Below are 16,384 nucleotides of genomic sequence, written 5' to 3' on the forward strand. Positions count from 1 at the left end.
TTCAACATCCGCGCCAACGTCTGCGCCAGATACGTCTTGCCCGTCCCCGTCGGACCGATCAACAAGATGTTCGACTTCGCCAGCTCCACGTAGTCCGGGTCGTCTGTCGCGGGGGCGTCGCCGGCCTCCTCGGCGGCAGCGGCGGCGCGGACGCGCTTGTAGTGGTTGTGCACCGCGACGGCCAGGGCTCGCTTGGCACCGTCCTGCCCGACGACGTAGCGGCTGAGGTGCGCGAAGATCTCGTGCGGCGTGGGGAGGGGACCGTCGCCGGTCACGACGTCCTGCGACGCGTTCTCGGCCTCGCGGTCCTCCTCGACCATCTCGAGGCACAGGGCCACGCACTCGTCGCAGATGAACACGCCCGCGGGCCCTGCGATGAGCCGCTTCACCTGGCGCTGGGACTTGCCGCAGAACGAGCACGTGAGCGCGTCCGCCGCGCGCGGACCGCGCTGCCCGCGCGTGTCGTCGGTGCCGTCGGTGCGTGCCACCGGGTGCCTCCAGTCCAGTCGGTTGCGGCCGATCGTAGCCGCCGCCCACGACACGCCGGGTCGCTCTCCCGGGTCCGGGCGTGCCGGGTTCAGCCGCGCGGGGCGCCCGCGGGAGGACGAAGACCGTCCTCGGGCGCGGCCAGGAGCTGGAGCCGGCTGGCCGTCCGGAAGGCGTCGGGCCGGTCCGGCATCGTCGTGCGGAAGGTGGCCAGGGCGCGGTGCGACGTGACGACGAGCTCGACGTCGGCGTCCACGAGCACGTCCACGACCGCGATGAACCGCTGCTGGGCCTCGCGGTCCACGTCGGTGAGCAGCGGGACGTCGGTCACGACCCAGCGGCGGAAGCGCGCGGCCCAGTCGAGGTACTCGAGCGTGGACGTGGGCCGGCCCGCCAGGTCGTCGAAGGTCACCCAGAGCTCGCCGTCCGCCCGTGCGGCGGTGACCTCGAACGACCGCGTCCCGGTACGGACGAGCGCCCGCGACCCCTGGGCGGGGGCGACGAGCCCGTGGTCGGCGAGCTGCGCCGTCGTGCCGGGACGGAGCCACGCGCCGCCGGCGAACCCGCCCCGGCCGCGACCCCCGAGCGTCCGGTAGTCGGTCGGGCCGGCGAGCTCGACCACGTCGAGGTGCGCCCGCAGGAGCGCGATGCCCGGCTCGGCGACGTGGTGCCACAGCGGGTTCGGCAGCAGCGTGCCGGGCTCGTAGTTGGAGGTCGCGAGCACGACGACGCCCGCCTCGAACGCCCGGCGCAGGAGCCGGGTGAGCAGGGTCGCGTCGCCGGTGTCGTGCAGGTGGAGCTCGTCGAGGTAGAGCAGCGTGGTCCCGCGCAGGAGGTCGTCGATCGCGGCGTCGACGGTGCCGGGGCGTGGCTCCGCCGACTCCTCCGGCGGCCCGGGCGGCGGAGGCTCCGCGGTCGGCGCGGCCGCGCGGGTGCGCCACCCGCGCGTCGGGCCGCCCTGCCCGACGGCGGGGCGCGGCCCGGCGAGGGCGCTCACCCGCTGGGCGTGGATCGCCGCGTGCAGCGCGCGGAACAGGTCGTACACGTGGACCCGCTTGGCCGCGCCGGCGGGGAGCCCGGCCGCGACGGCCGCGAAGAACGCCCCTGCGAGCCACGACTTCCCGCGCCCCGCGGGCCCCCACACGTACAGCCCGCGGACGGGGCGCCGTCGGGCCCCGGCGAGCTCGTCGCCGAGCCGGGCGAGCCGGTCGAGGAGCGCGGACTGGTCCGGGTCGAGCGCGAACCCCTCGCGTGCGGCCGCCGCCTCGACCGCACGCCGGGTGCGGTCGAGGCGGGAGCGGGTCACCGGGCCAGCCTAGGCACGCGGGCTGCGCAGGGCCTTCACCCAGACGCTGACGACGTCCCAGCCGGTGATGACCAGGGTGCCCGCGATGATCGCGTTCGAGAGCCAGGTGACCGAGTCGCCGCCCGTGACGTCGAGGAACGCCGGGTTGACGAGGCGGTCGGCGCTCGCGAGCCAGACGACGGCGCCGGCGAACAGCGCCCCGACGACGGTGTTGGCGACCGCGAGGCCGACGGTCCACCGGCCGCGCGCGTACACGAGGATCGTGAGCACGATCTCGACCGCGACGAGCGCGACGAGCACGCCGGTCCAGACGGGCCACAGGTCGGGCTGCAGCACGGGGACCGCGGTGCCGTCGGGTCCCCGGTACGTCGCGACGTTCTGGAGGAGGAGCACGGCGGCGACCAGGACGAGCAGGCCGACCGACACGACCGTGTCGGCGAGGGTGACCTCGCGGGGCGCGCGCTCGCTCGGGAGGCGGTCGACCGTCCACGGGCCGGTGAGCTCGTCCTGGCTCCGCGGGGTGCCGTAGCGCTCGAGCAGGACGAAGACGAGCGTCGTCCAGAACGCGATCTGCAGGGCGACCGACGCGGTCGTCCAGATGCCGCTCCAGATGGCCGACCCGACGGCGTCGCCGTCGACGAGGTCCGTCGCGAGCACGATCGCACCGGGGATGAGGCTGACCCAGAGCAGCACCTTGAGGAGGCGCAGCCAGTCGAGGTAGAGCGTCGGGCCGATGAGGTAGAGCGGGCGGCCCGCGAGGTCGGCCGCGAGGCGGTCGGGGTCGCCGAGGTCGTTGAGGACGTCGGTCTCGGCCCGGGCCGGGTCGGTGCCGGCCTCGACCTTGGCCTCGACGGCGTCGGCGACGGACGCGCGCAGCTCCTGCTCGAGGTCGGCGTGCTGGTCCGCGGGGACGCGGCGCAGCGTGGCGGCGACGTAGCGGTCGGTGAGCGTCATGACGTGCCTTCCTGGGAGTCGATGGTCTGCAGGCTGCGCGCGATCGCGAGCCACTCGTCGAGCAGGTCGCGGGCGAAGCGCTCGCCCGCGGGGGAGGTGCGGTAGAACTTGCGCGGCCGCGCCTCGTCGGTGTTCCACTCGCTCGCGAGGAGGCCCTGCTTCTCGAGCCGGCGCAGGAGCGGGTAGAGCGTGTTGGCGTCGACGGGGACGCCCGCCGCGGCGAGCGCCTCGAGGAGCCCGTAGCCGTAGCCGGGCGTGCGCAGCAGCAGCAGGCTCGCGACGACGACGGAGCCTCGGCGCACCTCCTGGCTGTGCCCGGCGAAGATCTCGGGATCGGTCATACCTCACACCATAGTGTGCGGCACACAGTATGCACAACTGGCACATCATCGTGTCGACGCCGGAGCGCTAGACTGGAACGGTTCCAGAGAAGAGTGCGTACCTGCCGCGGGAGGCCGAGTGACCGACCTGATCGACACCACCGAGATGTACCTGAAGTCGATCTACGAGCTGCAGGAGGAGGGGATCCCCCCGCTGCGCGCGCGGATCGCCGAGCGCCTCGGGCACTCGGGGCCGACCGTCTCCCAGACCGTCGCGCGCATGGAGCGCGACGGCCTCGTCGTCGTCGGCGGCGACCGCCAGCTCGAGCTCACGACGCTCGGGCAGCAGACGGCGGTGCGCGTCATGCGCAAGCACCGCCTCGCCGAGCGGCTGCTCACCGACGTCATCAAGCTCGACTGGGAGCAGGTGCACACCGAGGCCTGCCGCTGGGAGCACGTCATGAGCGACCTCGTCGAGCAGCGCCTCGTCGCGCTCCTCGACCACCCCGCGCACGACCCCTACGGCAACCCGATCCCGGGCCTGCGCGAGCTGGGCGAGGACCTGCCGGAGGTCGAGTACCTCGACGGCGTCGTCTCCCTGTCGGCGCACCTCGCCGCGAGCGGCACGACCGACGGGGCCGAGGTGCGCGTCGTGCTCCAGCGCATCGCCGAGCCGGTCCAGGTCGACGTCGACCTCCTCGCGCGCTTCGCCGAGGCGGGCGTCTTCCCGCGCCAGACCCTCGTCGTCGCGGTGAACGACGGCGCCGTCACGGTCTCGGGCGACGGCGCGGAGACGGTCCTCGACCTGCCCGACGACGTAGCGCGCCACCTCTTCGTCACGGCGGACTGACCCGTCGCCCGGCAGGGCGCCGAACACGACATGAGGGTCGTTATCCAGTGGATAACGACCCTCATGTCGTTCTCGCGGGCGGGCGGTGTTGTGCCCGCCCGGGCGGGGCTTGTCCTCGCGGGGGGTTGGTCAGGCGGGGACGATCAGGCCGGCGGTCTGGGTCTTGGCGCGCTGGAGGCGGGCCTCGGCGTCGGACCAGTTGACGAGGTTCCACCAGGCGGTGACGTAGTCGGCGCGCACGTTCTGGTAGTCGAGGTAGTAGGCGTGCTCCCAGACGTCGAGCAGCACGATCGGCGTGAGGCCGAGGGTGAGGTTGCCCTGCTGGTCGTAGAGCTGGACGGTGACGAGCTTGGAGCCGATGGAGTCCCAGGCGAGGATGGCCCAGCCCGAGCCCTGGACGCCGGCGGCGACGGCGGCGAACTGCCTCTTGAAGGCATCGAAGGAGCCGAAGTGCTCGTCGATCGCGGCGCCGATCTCGCCGGTGGGCTCGCCGCCGCCCTCGGGGGAGAGGTTGGTCCAGAAGGCGGAGTGGTTGACGTGGCCGCCGAGGTTGAACGCGAGGTTCTTCTCGTGGAGGTTGATCGCGGCGAAGTCGCCGGTCTCGCGGGCCTCGGCGAGCTTCTCCAGGGCGGTGTTCGCGCCGGTGACGTAGGCCTGGTGGTGCTTGGAGTGGTGCAGCTCCATGATCCGCCCGGAGATGTGCGGCTCGAGCGCACCGTAGTCGTAGGACAGCTCGGGGAGAGAGTAGACAGGCATGGTTCCTCAGGTTCCTTCCGTCGGTATGCAGCCACGCTAGGACCTCGACCACGGTTGAGGTCAAGGTGGGCGCACTGTGATCTTGCAGGTCGGACGGACCGTCCCGCTCGGCGAGCGGTCCGCCGCGGGCCGCGGGACGATTTCCGGATGGGGACCGTCACGGACTACCTGGCCGGCCTCGACGAGCCGGACCGGACGACCCTCGGGCGCGTCGTCCGGGTCGCGCGCGACGTCGCGCCCGACGCCACCGAGGGCACGAGCTACGGCATGCCCGCCCTGCTGCACCGCGGCAAGGCGCTGCTCAGCGCCATGGCGTCGGCGAAGCACCTCGCGGTCTACCCGTTCAGCCCGGCCGCGGTGACCGCCGTCGAGCCGCGGCTCGACGGCTTCTCGCACGCGAAGGGGACCGTCCGGTTCTCCAGCGACCATCCGCTTCCCGACGACGTCGTCCGCGACCTCGTCGCGGCCCGCGTCGCGGAGATCGACGCGCAGCTCGACCGCTGACCGTCGGGCCGTCGCCTGCCCGCGCCCGCGGGGCGCGACCGAATCCCCTGGGCCCCGCGGGCGCCGTCGGGCACCATGGGCGGATGCCCGACGACGCCCGCCCCGGCCTCCGCGTGACGACCACCCTGGTCGTCCCCGAGGCGGAGCTGTCGTGGCGCTTCTCCCGCTCGTCCGGGCCGGGCGGGCAGGGCGTCAACACGACGGACTCGCGCGTCGAGCTGTCGTGGGACGTCGCGCGGTCGGCGGTGCTCACGGAGTCCCAGCGCGCCCGGGTGCTGGACCGGCTGGGACGGCGGGTCGTGGACGGCGTCGTCACCGTCGCGGCCTCGGAGCACCGGGAGCAGCGGCGCAACCGCGAGGCCGCGCGGACGCGGCTCGCCGCCCTGCTGGCCGACGCCGTCGCCCCGCCCGGCCCGCCGCGGCGCGCGACGCGGCCCACGCGCGGTTCGGTGGAGCGCCGGATCGGCGCCAAGAAGCGGCGGACCGAGGTCAAGCGCCTGCGCCGCCCGCCGCAGGACTGACCGGGGCCGTCGCGGCTCGCCGAGCACGACCTCACGCGCGGTCGAGCACGACGTCGCTGTCGTTCTCGGCGCGAGAACGCCGGCAACCCCGTGCTCGGCGGGAGGTCCGCTGATAATGCGGTGCCGCGTGGCCCCGGGGCGTGGCAGGGTCGCGACCATGACCTCTCGCATCTCCCACACCACGTTCGACGCGCGCGACTCCTACGCGCAGTCCGTCTTCTGGGCCCAGGTCCTCGGGTACACCGACGTGCCCGGCGACCCCAACCTCCCCGGCCACGAGGAGTGCATGATCATCCCGCCCGCCGACGCGACGACGCCCGCCGAGAGCCGCGGCCACGTCCTGTTCGTCGAGGTGCCCGACGACAAGGAGCTGAAGAACCGCGTCCACCTCGACCTGCGGCCCACGGACCGCACGCGCGAGGAGGAGGTCGAGCGCGTGCTCGCGCTCGGGGCGACGCAGGTCGCGGACCGGCGTACGCCCGACGGCGGGGGCTGGGTCGTGCTCGCCGACCCGGAGGGCAACGAGTTCTGCATCCTGCGCAGCGACGCGGAGCTGGCGGCGGCGGCCGCGCGCTAGCGGTCCGTGATCCGGATCCAGCCGCGCTGGGCGGCCCGCGCGCCCGCCTCGAACCGGCTCGTCGCGCCGAGCCGGCCCATGAGCCCGGCCGCGTGACGCCGGACCGTCCGCGGCGACACCCCGAGCCGCGCGGCGACGGCGGTGTCGGTCTTGCCCTCGGCGAGGAGCCGCAGCAGCGTGTCCTCGCTCGGGGCCAGCGCGTCGTCGGCCGCCCGCGCCCGGCCCCACTCGGACTCGGCGAGCGCTCGCAGCGCGAGGACGGCGTCCCGGTCGGTCACGGCGCGCGTGCGGTCGGGCCGGGCGACGAGCACGACCGTGTCGTCGAGGGCGACGAGCGACAGGGGCAGCGCCGGCGCCACGCGGTGCTCGACGGCGGGGCCGCCGTCGGGCGCGTCGTCCGGGGCGCTGGGTCCCGGGCGGTGGTCGGCGGCCGGTGGTGCACCGGCGAGCGGTCCGTCGCCGCCGGGACCGTCGTCGAGCCCGTCGTCGGGCGGTGCGTCGTCCGTCGGCCCGACGCGGGGCGGCGCTGCCCGCTCGACCGTCACGACCCGCACGTGCGCCCCGCGGCGGGCGCGGTCGCGCACGCGTGCCCACAGCGGGTCCGGGTCGTCACCGCTGCCGTCGTCGAGGACGAGGACGTCGCGCGCGCGGCGCAGCGCGACGGCCCTCGCGGAGCGCCTGGCGCCGAGCACCGGGTCCCGCTCCGACGACGTCACACGGGGTGACTGTAGTCGACCTCCTCGGGAGTGCCGAGAGCCGTCCCGGCGGTCGGACCCTTGTGACGAACGCGGAGGTCAGCGGGCATTTGTCCTCTTCCGGACACGTCGGATTTGTTTACACCGCGACGTTCCGCTGCCAGGCTTCCCCCGGACCGCCGGGTCGGGCTTCGTGCTGCCCGGCGTCCTACGTGCCGGGACGGTCCCGGCGCCGGTGACGGAGGGGGCCACATGGGCGCGCAGCCGGACGACCTGACCCTCGTGGACCTCGTCCACGAGCATGCACGCGAGCGACCGGACCACGCGGCGGTCGTCGTCGTGCCGGAGGCGGGCGAGCGGCGCACCCTGACCTACGCCGAGCTCGACGCGCAGGCCGCCGCGCTCGCGGCCGACCTCGCGGACCGGTACGAGCAGGGCGACCGCGCCCTCGTGCTCTACTCGGCGACCGCGTCGTTCGTCGTCGGGATCGTGGCCTGCTTCTACGCGGGCCTGATCCCCGTCCCGTCCCCGCTCCCGGGCGGGCAGGCCTACCAGCGCGAGCGCGTGCGCGGCATGCTCGTCGACTGCGACGCCGCCGTCGTGCTCGTCGACCCGACCGCCGCGAGCGAGACCACCGAGTGGGCCGAGCCGCTGCGGCGCGCCGACGGCGGCCCCGTCGTCGTGACCGTGGTCGACGGCGCCACGGACGGACCGGCCCGGCGCGGGCGCCCCGGCCCGCAGGACGTCGCGTTCCTGCAGTACACCTCCGGGTCCACGAGCAGCCCCAAGGGCGTCGTCGTCACGCACGCGAACGTCCTGCACCACCACGAGGCGTTCACGACGACCCTCGGCCTCGTCCCGGAGGACGTCTTCTGCAGCTGGCTGCCGGGGTACCACGACTTCGGGCTCGTCGGGATGCTGCTCGTCCCCCTGGGCCTGGGCGCGACGGCGGTCATCGTCCCCTCCACGTCGTTCCTCAAGCGTCCCGTCCGCTGGCTCTCCGCGATCACCGAGACCGGGGCGACCGTCACGGCGTCACCGAACTTCGGCTACGACCAGTGCGCGCGGCGCGTGCGCGACGACCAGCTCGCCGAGCTCGACCTCACCCGCCTGCGCTGGGCGCTCGGCGGGGCCGAGCCGGTGGACCCCGCCGTCCTGGACGCCTTCACGCGCCGGTTCGAGCCCGTGGGCTTCCGCGGCTCGGCGCACGGCCCGGGGTACGGCCTCGCGGAGGCGACGCTGACGGCGACGTACCCGGACCGCCGGCTCCCGCTCGTCATCACCGCCGACGAGGCGGCGCTCGCCGACGGCCGGCTGGTCGTGCTCGAGGAGGCGTCGTTCCTCTCCGCCCTCCCGGACGCCGCGGCGCAGGGCCGGGGCAGCGTCCCGGGCGCGCGGCTCGTGTGCTGCGGCCTGCCGAGCGGCGTGGAGCTGCGCCTCGTGGACGACCAGGGCGTCGAGGTGCCGGACGGCGCGGTCGGGGAGGTCTGGCTGCGCGGCGGCACGGTCGCGGCCGGGTACTGGGGCGACGCGGCGGCGGGCGCGACGGCCGAGACGTTCGGCGCCGTCGCGGCCGACGGCACCGGCCCGTGGCTGCGGACCGGGGACCTCGGCGCGCTGCACGGCGGCCAGCTGGTCGTCACGGGCCGGATCAAGGAGCTCCTCATCGTCGCGGGGCGCAACCTGTACCCCTACGACCTCGAGCGCGAGCTGCGCCGTCTGCACCCCGGGGCCGAGGGCCGCCCGGGCGCGGTGTTCGAGGCGGAGGGCCTGCCGGGCACGCTGTGCGCGGTCCAGGAGTTCCGGCCCACGCCGGGGGCTCGTCTCGACGGCGCGAGCGCCGAGGACGAGCTCGACGCCGTCGTGCGCCAGATGGCCTCCCACCTGGCCTCGGTCTCGGGCGCCGCGGTGCACGACGTCGTCCTCGTGCGTCCCGGCCAGGTGCCGCGGACCACGAGCGGCAAGATCCAGCGCGGTCGGGCGCGCGACCTGCACGGCGCGGGCGACCTCGCCGCGCTCCACTCCCTGCGCGCGTCCCGCGACCGCGCGCGCACCGAGCTCGCAGGGACCCGCTCATGACCGCACCGCTGCCCGACTCTCTCGACGACCTCGTGCTCCGGCACGTCGCCAGCGCCCTGGGGGTCGCGCCCGCGGACGTCGACCCGGCGGGCGACCTCGCCGGGCTCGGCCTCGGCTCGGTCCAGGTTCTCGCCCTGCTGGGTGACCTGGAGGACGCGCTGGGCGTCGACCTGGACCCGGAGGCGGTCGTCGACAACCCGACGCCGCGGGCGCTCGCCGAGCACCTGCGCAGCGTCGTGGACGTCCCCGGGACCGCGGCATGACGACCCTCGTCGACGTCGGCGCGCACGTTCCCGCGACGCGCGTGCCCATCCGCGACCTCGCGGACGAGCTGGGCCTCGACCACCTCGAGCTGGGCGTGTTCGAGCGGTTCTTCGGGCTGCGCGAGGTGTGCACGGCGCCGGACGAGAGCCTCACCGACCTGCTCGTCGCCGCGGCGCGCGCCGTGCCCGGCCTCGCGGGCAACGAGGACCGCGTGCGGTACGTGCTGGGCGCGCGGACCATCGCGACGGTCGCTCCGGTCGGGGTGAACCCCCTGCACGACGCCGCGGACCGCCTCGGGCTGGACCACGCGGTCGTGTGGACCCTCACCCAGCACGCGTGCGCGTCCGCGCTGCTCGCGGTCGACGTCGCGGGCCGCCTGCTCGCGGCCGACGGAGACCCCGACGCGCTCGCGCTCGTCCTCACCGGGGAGAAGGCGTTCAGCCCCGGGTCCCGCCTCATCGAGGGCACGACGATCATGGGCGAGGGCACGGCGGCAGTCCTCGTCGCGGCGGACGCGACCGGCGGGGTCTCGGCGCGGGAGGGCAGCCCCGTGCTGTCCTACGCGACGCGCACCCTGGGCGAGTACCACCAGGTCCCGCTCCCGGAGGACCTGGCCGCGCCGTTCGGCGTCGCGTACACCGAGGTGCTCGCGGAGGTCGTGGTCGAGGCCGTCGAGCGTGCGGGCCTGACGCTGGACGACCTCGCGCTCGTCCTGCCGCACAACGTGAACCGCGTGTCGTGGCGGCGCCTGTGCTCGCGCCTCGGGCTGCCGATCGCGCGCGTCCGGCTCGACGACGTGCCCGTGACGGGCCACTGCTTCGGCGCCGACTCGTTCATCGGCTACGCCGCCGCGCGCGCCGAGGGCCGGCTGCGCCCCGGCGACCCGTTCCTCATGGTGGCGGTCGGGCTGGGTGCCACGTTCTCCGCCATGGTCCTGCGCTACGCGCCCCACGAGACGGAGGAGCCCGCATGACGGTCGAGCAGGTGGCGGAGGCCGCCACCCCGGACGCTGCCCCGCCGGCCCTGACGGCGACCGGTCGTGAGCCGTTCCTCGCGCGCACCAAGCGCGCGCTCGCGGGCGCCCCCGACGCGCCGCTGGTGCTGCTCGGGAACTTCGAGGTCGAGGACGCGTGGGCGGTCGGGGAGGTCGGCCTGCCCTCGGTCGGGGGCGCGTCGGCGACGGCCGCGCTCGTCAACCGCATGGACGAGCTCGCGCTGCTGCTCGCCGGCCCCGGTGACCACGTCGTGCTCAAGGCCGAGCCCGACCCGGACCACCTCGCCCACCTGGACGCGCTCGGCGTCGGGCTCCCGACCGTGCACGTCGCCGAGTCGAGCGACCCCCTGCGCACCGTCACGCTCGACGCGCTCGACTCGCCCGCGCTGCTCGCGCGCCTGCGCGACCTCGCGGGGGACGGCGTCCGTCTCCTCGCGCACGGGACGTCGGCGGCGGAGGAGGACCTCGCGGCCGCGACCGGTCTGCGCTCGGTGCTCGTCGACGCCGCGACGACCAAGGCCGTCAACAGCAAGGTCTACAGCCGTGGGCTGTGCGACGAGCTCGGGATCGAGCAGGCGCGCGGCTGGGCGTGCCGCACCGTCGAGGACTTCGAGCGCGCGTGCGCCGAGGCGGCCCGGCTCGTCGCGGACGGCGCGACCGTGGGCGTCAAGGACGCGTACGGCGTCTCCGGCAAGGGGATCCTCGTCGTCGACGACCCCCGCCGCCTCGACCAGCTCGTGCGCATGGTCACGCGCCGGGCCGCGCGCTCGGGCGACGACCGCCTCGCCGTCGTCGTGGAGGTCTGGGCCGACAAGGCGACCGACCTCAACTACCACTTCACCGTCGCGCAGGACGGCTCGGTCGCGTTCGACTTCGTCAAGGAGGCGATCACGGAGGGCGGGGTCCACAAGGGCCACCGCATCCCGTCGCGCCTGCCTGCGGCGCAGGTCGACGCGCTGGCCGAGCTCTCGGGCCGGCTCGGCGCGCGCCTCGCGTCCGACGGCTTCCACGGCCTCGTCGGGGTCGACGCGCTCGTGCGCACGGACGGCTCGCTGCTGCCGGTCCTGGAGATCAACGCGCGCAGCAACATGTCCACGTACACCGTCCCCCTGCAGGAGCGGTTCCAGCCGGAGGGCTGGGTCGCGCTCGCGCGGCAGTACCCGCTCGTGCTCGACGCGCCGCTGCCGTTCGCGGCGCTCCACGACGTCCTCGGCGACCTGCTCCCCGGCGCGCCCGGGCAGGCGGGCCTCGTCGTCCAGGGGACCGGCACCGTCAACGCCGGCGCGTCGTCCCCGACCCCGGGCGGCACGTTCGCCGGCCGGCTCCACGGCCTCCTCGTCGCGCCCGACGAGGACGCGCTGACCCGCCTCGACCGCGCCGTGACGGAGCGGCTGGCCGGGCGCACCACCGCAGGACCCACCGCGGACCCGACCGAAGGAGACCCCCGATGACCGCGACGCCGAGCCGGCCGACGCCCGGGAACGCGGACCTCACCGCGGTCGCGGAGGAGTTCGGCACGCCCGTGTACGTGTACGACGGCGACGTGCTCGCCGCGAACTACCGCGCGCTGCGCGAGCGGCTGCACCCCGCGCTGGGGATCTTCTACTCGCTCAAGGCGAACCCCAACGTCAGCATCTGCGGGCTGCTGCACTCGCTCGGGGCGAACGCCGAGGTGTCGTCGCTCACCGAGCTGCGGACGGCGCTCGCGGCGGGGGTCGCCCCGCAGGACATCCTGTTCCTCGGGCCGGGCAAGAGCCGGGACGAGCTCGTCGCGTGCCTCAACTCGGGCGTGCGGGCGATCATCGTCGAGTCGCTGCCGGAGCTCGCGCTGGTGGACGAGCTCGCGCGCGCGACGGGGCGCGCCGCGCGCGTGGTGCTGCGCGTCAACCCGTCGTTCTCCGTCAAGGGCTCCGGGCTCACGATGGGCGGCAAGCCGCGCCAGTTCGGCATCGACGAGCAGCAGCTCCTCGACGCGCCGGACCTGTGCGCCGGGCTCACGACGGCCCGCGTCGTCGGGGTCCAGGTGTACATGGGCACGCGCATCCTCGACGAGGGCACGATCGTCGAGAACACGACGCGCATCTTCGAGCTCGCCGAGCGGCTCGCGGACCGGCTCGGGTTCCCGCTCGAGCTGGTCGACGTCGGCGGCGGGCTCGGCGTGGCGTACTTCGAGCGCGAGCGCGACCTCGACGTCGACGTCCTCACCGCGGCGCTCAACCCGGTGATCGAGGCGTTCGTGCAGCGCCACCCCGCGACCGACCTCGTCATGGAGCTCGGCCGGTACCTCGTGGCGCTGTGCGGCACGTACGTGGCGCGCGTGCGCTACGTCAAGGAGTCGATGGGCGAGCGGTTCGCCGTCGCCGACGGTGGGACGAACCACCACATGGCGGCGGTCGGCATCGGCTCGTTCGTCAAGCGCAACTTCCCGATGCGCAAGATCGGCCCTGTGTCGGGAGCCGAGGACGTGCCGTGGAACGTCACCGGCCCGCTGTGCACGCCCAACGACACGATCGGCAAGGCCGTCCCGCTCCCCGCGGACCTCGCGGCGGGCGACCTCGTCGCCGTCGACCGCTCGGGCGCGTACGGCGCGACCGCGTCGCCCGTGCACTTCCTCAGCCACGGGTATCCCGCGGAGGTGCTGACGCTGGGCGACGACGCGTTCCTCGTCCGGCAGGCGGACACGCCCGACGACCTCCTGGCCCGCCAGGTCTTCCACGACCTCGGCGCGCGCGTCGCCCCGGCCGAGGCCGTCGCCGCCCCCTGACCCGCCGGCCGTCCGGCCGTCACCCGCCACCCGCTCCCGCGGGCGCCTGACCCACCACCCGGAGGAACATCGTGAGCACCAGCACGAACACCGAGTCCCAGGAGGCCCTCGGCCGCGAGCGCGTCGTCGGCGCGGTCGTCGAGGCGCTGTCGAGCGTCCTCGGGCGCCCGCTGCCCGACGTCACGGACGCGACCCGCCTGTTCGACGACCTCGACCTCGACTCGACGAGCGTCCTCGGCCTGCTCATGGCCCTCGAGGACTCGCTCGACATGGAGGTCGACCCGGAGTCGCTCGAGCAGCACCACCTCGAGAGCGTGGGCTCGCTGACGGACTTCGTCGTCGAGCACTCGACGCGGAACTGACGTGACGCTCGGGGGCGGGAGCGGGTCAGCGTCCTGGGCGGAGCCCGGCGGCGCCGTCCTGCGCGTGCGGGGCGCCGTGGACGTCCCGGTCGACGACCTCGTCCCCGTCGGGGACGGCACGCGGCGGTCGGTCGCCGAGGACCTGCGGTACGTGTACGGCGAGGACCAGCCGACGGACTGGCTCGAGGCCGGGCCGGGCCGCGACTACCCGACGATGATCCGCGCGGCGCGCGCCGCGCTGGGCGACCGGGGCCTGCTCGACGACGTGCGCCTCGTCGTCCTCGTCGTCACCACCCCGGACCTGCAGCACGAACGCCTGCTCGGCGGGTTCGTCGCCGACCTGTTCGACGACCGGCCGTACACGTTCTGCGTGACCGAGCAGGGCCTCGCGGGCCCGTTCACGGCGCTGCGGCTCGCGCACGAGGAGCTCGCGCACGGCGGTCCGCAGGGGGTCGGGCTCGGGGGAGATGCCCTCGTCCTCGTCCTGGAGCAGTGCACGCTGCCCCCGACCGCGACGCGCGTCCCCGCGCGCGACCGCGTCGTCGCGCTCGTCGTCGGGCACGGCGGCGCGGGCCGGCCGGTCCAGGCGCTGTCGGTCGCGCGTGCGGCGCGCGGCCCCCGTCCGGCTGCCGCGGTGCACGACGTCGCCCAGGCGCCGGGGCGTGAGCCGTCGCCCGACGCCCGGCGCGTCGTCCTCGGCATCGACGTCGACCCGGGCGAGGTGCCGGACGTCGACGGCGGCGTCGTGCTGCACGCCGACCCGGGCGCGGCGGCGACGGGCGTCTGGGAGGTCCTCGCCGCGTGCGACGACGTCCCGGACGCGCCGGTCGTCCTGCACGAGCGGTGCCTCGAGCTGGGCTACCGCTGCTCGCTCGTCCTCGGCCCGCGCTCCGTCGCCGCGGCCTCCCCGGAGGCCGACGACCTGTCACGAGAGGCGGTGCTCGCATGAGCACGGACGTCGTCGCCCCTGCCCCCGTCGCGGCGGTCGAGGCGCTGCCAGAGGAGGGCGGCGCAGCGATGCGCGTGGCCGTCCCGGCCGACCTGCGGGCCGTCGCGCGCGAGCTCGGCGCGGTCGCGGCGCTCACCGCGCTCGGGGACCTGCTGCCCGTCGCGGCGCTGCCGGGCGAGTGCGTCCTGCTGCCCGACGACGTCCCGCCCCCGGGCGGGTGGGCGCGGGTCGGCGAGGTGGCGTCGGACGTCGGCACGCTGCTCGTGTGGCGGGCGCCCCACGCCACCGTGGCACCCGGATCGGCCGCGCCCGCCGCCGAGGCGACCAGGCCCGCCGCACCCGCCGCCGACGAGGGCGCCGCGTCCGCCGCGGCCGACGCCGCCTGGCGGGTCGGGGTCGCGTGGGTCCGGACCGGGCTGTGCGAGCGCCTGACGGACCGGGCCGTGGAGCGGCTGCGGGGCCGCACGGTCGGCGGCACGGCGACGGTGAACCTGCCGCCCGTCCGCCTCGTCCTCGCGGACGCCGCGCTCGCGCACCTCGAGGCGCAGGCGCTCCTGGGCGGGGTCGCGGCGCGGGACGCCGCCGCCGGGTCGCCCGACCGCGGGCCCGCGGTCTCCGGGACGTCGCTCGCGCGCGTCACCGCGGTCCTCGACCGCTCGTCGCGTGCCGTCCACAACCTGTTCGGCGCGTCGGGGTACGTCGACGGCGACGCCGCGCGGCTCGCGCGCACGATCGACCTGCTCGGCCACGCGAGCGGGACGCTGCCGGGCCGCGTCGCCGAGACACCCCACGGCCGGGAGGGGCAGGACGCATGAGCACCGTGGACCTCGTCGCGCTGCGCGACCACCTGCGGCCCGTCGGCGCCGCGCTCCGCGAGCACGCCCTCGCGATCGACGCCGACCCCGCCGCGCTCCAGGTGCTCCTGGACTCCGGCGCCCTGCCGTACCGGCAGCTCGGCGGGTTCCCGCCCGGCTATCTCGACGACCCGCTGCGCGTGCGGGGCGTGCCGGTGCACGTGCGCACGTGCGTGGAGCGCGTCGTCGTCGCCGAGACGCTCGCCCGGGGCGACGCGTCCGTCGTCGTCGGGGCACCGGGGCCGTCCATGTCCGGGGTCGTCGTGGACGACCTCGCCGACGAGGAGCAGCGCGACCGCTTCTACCGTCGCGTGGCGCAGCCGGGCACGTGGACGTTCTTCGGCCTCACGGAGCCCGACCGTGGCTCGGACGCGGCGGCGCTGGAGACCGCGGTCGCCCAGGCTGAGGGCGCTCCCGTGCTGCGCGGCCACAAGAAGTACGTGGGCAACGTCGCGCGCGCGAGCCTCGGCGTCGTGTTCGCCCGGCACCGCCCGGGCCCGCTGGGCGTCGGCGTCTACCTGGTCGACACCGACCGGCCCGGCTTCGACGCCGCGCCGCTCGTGACCACCGGGATGCGCGCCGTGCAGCTCGGCGAGGTGCGGCTGCACGACGTGGCTCTGCTGGAGCAGGACACGCTCGGGCGGCACCTGTCGCCGTCGCGCCGCGGGCTCCTCGGGGCCGTGCGCACCTTCAACCGGCTGCGCCCGGTCGTCGCGTCGCTCGCCGTGGGTGTCACGCAGGCCGCGCTCGACTACGTGCGCGCCGAGCGGTCGTCGTTCACCGCCGACGAGCGCTGGCGCCTGGAGACGTTCGACGACCGGCTCCACGCCGCGCGCGCGCTCGTGCTCCAGGCCGCACGCGCCGCCGACGCGGACCCCGCGGACGGGACGCTGCCGGCGGCGGCCAAGGCCACCGCGCTCGACCTCGCCGAGGAGGTCACGCACGCGGTGCCGCCGCTCCTCGGCCCGGGCGCGCGGTGGGAGCACCCGTACCTCGACAAGCTGGTCCGCGACGTGCCCGGCCTGGAGATGATGGAGGGCACGCGGACCGTGCAGCGGCTCACCCTCGCGCAGGGCTGGCTGCAGGGCAGGGCACGGCATGCCGAGCTCGTCTAGGGAGGCGGGCGCGACCCCGGTCGCGACCGCCTCG

19 protein-coding genes are annotated in these 16,384 nt (G+C 75.5%); 13 read left to right on the forward strand and 6 right to left on the reverse strand.

Translation table 11 applies throughout. The features are described from left to right. The 4 genes from ACZ402_RS17895 to ACZ402_RS17910 form a co-directional block, all read right to left on the reverse strand. On the reverse strand, positions 1–488 hold a 488-nt coding region (locus tag ACZ402_RS17895), incomplete at its 3' end, for a ClpX C4-type zinc finger protein (RefSeq protein ID WP_375825523.1). Positions 489–577: 89 nt separating this feature from the next. Then, entirely contained in the window at positions 578–1,792 is a 1,215-nt protein-coding gene (gene zapE / locus ACZ402_RS17900; RefSeq protein ID WP_375825522.1) for a cell division protein ZapE, read from the reverse strand. A gap of 9 nt (positions 1,793–1,801) precedes the next feature. After that, on the reverse strand, positions 1,802–2,746 hold the full coding sequence (locus tag ACZ402_RS17905; protein ID WP_375825521.1) for a permease prefix domain 1-containing protein: 945 nt from the start codon (positions 2,744–2,746) through the stop codon (positions 1,802–1,804). Further along, positions 2,743–3,087 (reverse strand): PadR family transcriptional regulator, encoded by a 345-nt coding sequence (locus ACZ402_RS17910; RefSeq protein ID WP_375825519.1) that lies wholly within the window; start codon positions 3,085–3,087, stop codon positions 2,743–2,745. The genes ACZ402_RS17905 and ACZ402_RS17910 overlap by 4 nt, the downstream gene beginning before the upstream one ends. Positions 3,088–3,205: 118 nt before the next feature. Here ACZ402_RS17910 and ACZ402_RS17915 point away from each other — a divergent pair, with 118 nt between their 5' ends. Then, a complete protein-coding gene (locus tag ACZ402_RS17915) occupies positions 3,206–3,916 on the forward strand; it encodes a metal-dependent transcriptional regulator (protein ID WP_375825518.1) in 711 nt (236 codons plus the stop codon). 129 nt (positions 3,917–4,045) lie between these two features. Here ACZ402_RS17915 and ACZ402_RS17920 read toward each other — a convergent pair whose 3' ends face one another. Next, positions 4,046–4,672, reverse strand: a complete 627-nt coding sequence (locus ACZ402_RS17920; protein WP_375825516.1) for a superoxide dismutase — start codon at positions 4,670–4,672, stop codon at positions 4,046–4,048. Between the two features lie 147 nt (positions 4,673–4,819). Between ACZ402_RS17920 and ACZ402_RS17925 the strand changes: the two genes are divergently transcribed. From ACZ402_RS17925 to ACZ402_RS17935, 3 genes are all read left to right on the forward strand, one after another. Beyond that, positions 4,820–5,176 (forward strand): iron chaperone, encoded by a 357-nt coding sequence (locus ACZ402_RS17925; protein WP_375825515.1) that lies wholly within the window; start codon positions 4,820–4,822, stop codon positions 5,174–5,176. An 83-nt stretch (positions 5,177–5,259) separates the two neighbouring features. Then, complete coding sequence (arfB, locus tag ACZ402_RS17930) at positions 5,260–5,697, forward strand: alternative ribosome rescue aminoacyl-tRNA hydrolase ArfB (protein ID WP_375825514.1); 438 nt, start codon at positions 5,260–5,262, stop codon at positions 5,695–5,697. Between the two features lie 157 nt (positions 5,698–5,854). Then, positions 5,855–6,274: a VOC family protein gene (locus tag ACZ402_RS17935; protein WP_205201125.1), complete on the forward strand. Its 420-nt coding sequence runs from the start codon at positions 5,855–5,857 to the stop codon at positions 6,272–6,274. Here the strand turns inward: ACZ402_RS17935 and ACZ402_RS17940 are convergent. Further along, positions 6,271–6,990 (reverse strand): helix-turn-helix transcriptional regulator, encoded by a 720-nt coding sequence (locus tag ACZ402_RS17940; RefSeq protein ID WP_375825513.1) that lies wholly within the window; start codon positions 6,988–6,990, stop codon positions 6,271–6,273. The genes ACZ402_RS17935 and ACZ402_RS17940 overlap by 4 nt on opposite strands. A 231-nt stretch (positions 6,991–7,221) precedes the next feature. On the opposite strand from ACZ402_RS17940, the gene ACZ402_RS17945 reads away from it, so the two are divergent. The 9 genes from ACZ402_RS17945 to ACZ402_RS17985 all read left to right on the forward strand — a co-directional run bounded on the left by ACZ402_RS17945 (position 7,222) and on the right by ACZ402_RS17985 (position 16,350). Next, entirely contained in the window at positions 7,222–9,048 is a 1,827-nt protein-coding gene (locus tag ACZ402_RS17945) for a fatty acyl-AMP ligase (protein ID WP_375825512.1), read from the forward strand. Continuing rightward, entirely contained in the window at positions 9,045–9,311 is a 267-nt protein-coding gene (locus tag ACZ402_RS17950) for an acyl carrier protein (protein WP_375825511.1), read from the forward strand. The genes ACZ402_RS17945 and ACZ402_RS17950 overlap by 4 nt, the downstream gene beginning before the upstream one ends. Then, complete coding sequence (locus ACZ402_RS17955) at positions 9,308–10,285, forward strand: 3-oxoacyl-[acyl-carrier-protein] synthase III C-terminal domain-containing protein (RefSeq protein WP_375825510.1); 978 nt, start codon at positions 9,308–9,310, stop codon at positions 10,283–10,285. The genes ACZ402_RS17950 and ACZ402_RS17955 overlap by 4 nt, the downstream gene beginning before the upstream one ends. Then, a complete protein-coding gene (locus ACZ402_RS17960) occupies positions 10,282–11,757 on the forward strand; it encodes a preATP grasp domain-containing protein (RefSeq protein ID WP_375825509.1) in 1,476 nt (491 codons plus the stop codon). The genes ACZ402_RS17955 and ACZ402_RS17960 overlap by 4 nt, the downstream gene beginning before the upstream one ends. Then, positions 11,754–13,070 carry a type III PLP-dependent enzyme gene (locus tag ACZ402_RS17965; RefSeq protein WP_375825508.1) on the forward strand — a complete coding sequence of 439 codons (1,317 nt, stop codon included), beginning with the start codon at positions 11,754–11,756 and terminating at the stop codon, positions 13,068–13,070. The genes ACZ402_RS17960 and ACZ402_RS17965 overlap by 4 nt, the downstream gene beginning before the upstream one ends. 71 nt (positions 13,071–13,141) lie before the next feature. Beyond that, on the forward strand, positions 13,142–13,432 hold the full coding sequence (locus ACZ402_RS17970) for an acyl carrier protein (protein WP_047233438.1): 291 nt from the start codon (positions 13,142–13,144) through the stop codon (positions 13,430–13,432). Position 13,433: 1 nt separating this feature from the next. After that, entirely contained in the window at positions 13,434–14,381 is a 948-nt protein-coding gene (locus ACZ402_RS17975) for a hypothetical protein (RefSeq protein WP_375825506.1), read from the forward strand. Beyond that, entirely contained in the window at positions 14,378–15,196 is an 819-nt protein-coding gene (locus ACZ402_RS17980; RefSeq protein WP_375825505.1) for an acyl-CoA dehydrogenase family protein, read from the forward strand. The genes ACZ402_RS17975 and ACZ402_RS17980 overlap by 4 nt, the downstream gene beginning before the upstream one ends. Continuing rightward, positions 15,193–16,350, forward strand: a complete 1,158-nt coding sequence (locus tag ACZ402_RS17985; protein ID WP_375825504.1) for an acyl-CoA dehydrogenase family protein — start codon at positions 15,193–15,195, stop codon at positions 16,348–16,350. The genes ACZ402_RS17980 and ACZ402_RS17985 overlap by 4 nt, the downstream gene beginning before the upstream one ends. The last annotated feature ends 34 nt before the right edge of the window (positions 16,351–16,384 follow it).

The organism is Cellulosimicrobium sp. NPDC030954 (genome assembly GCF_055571305.1).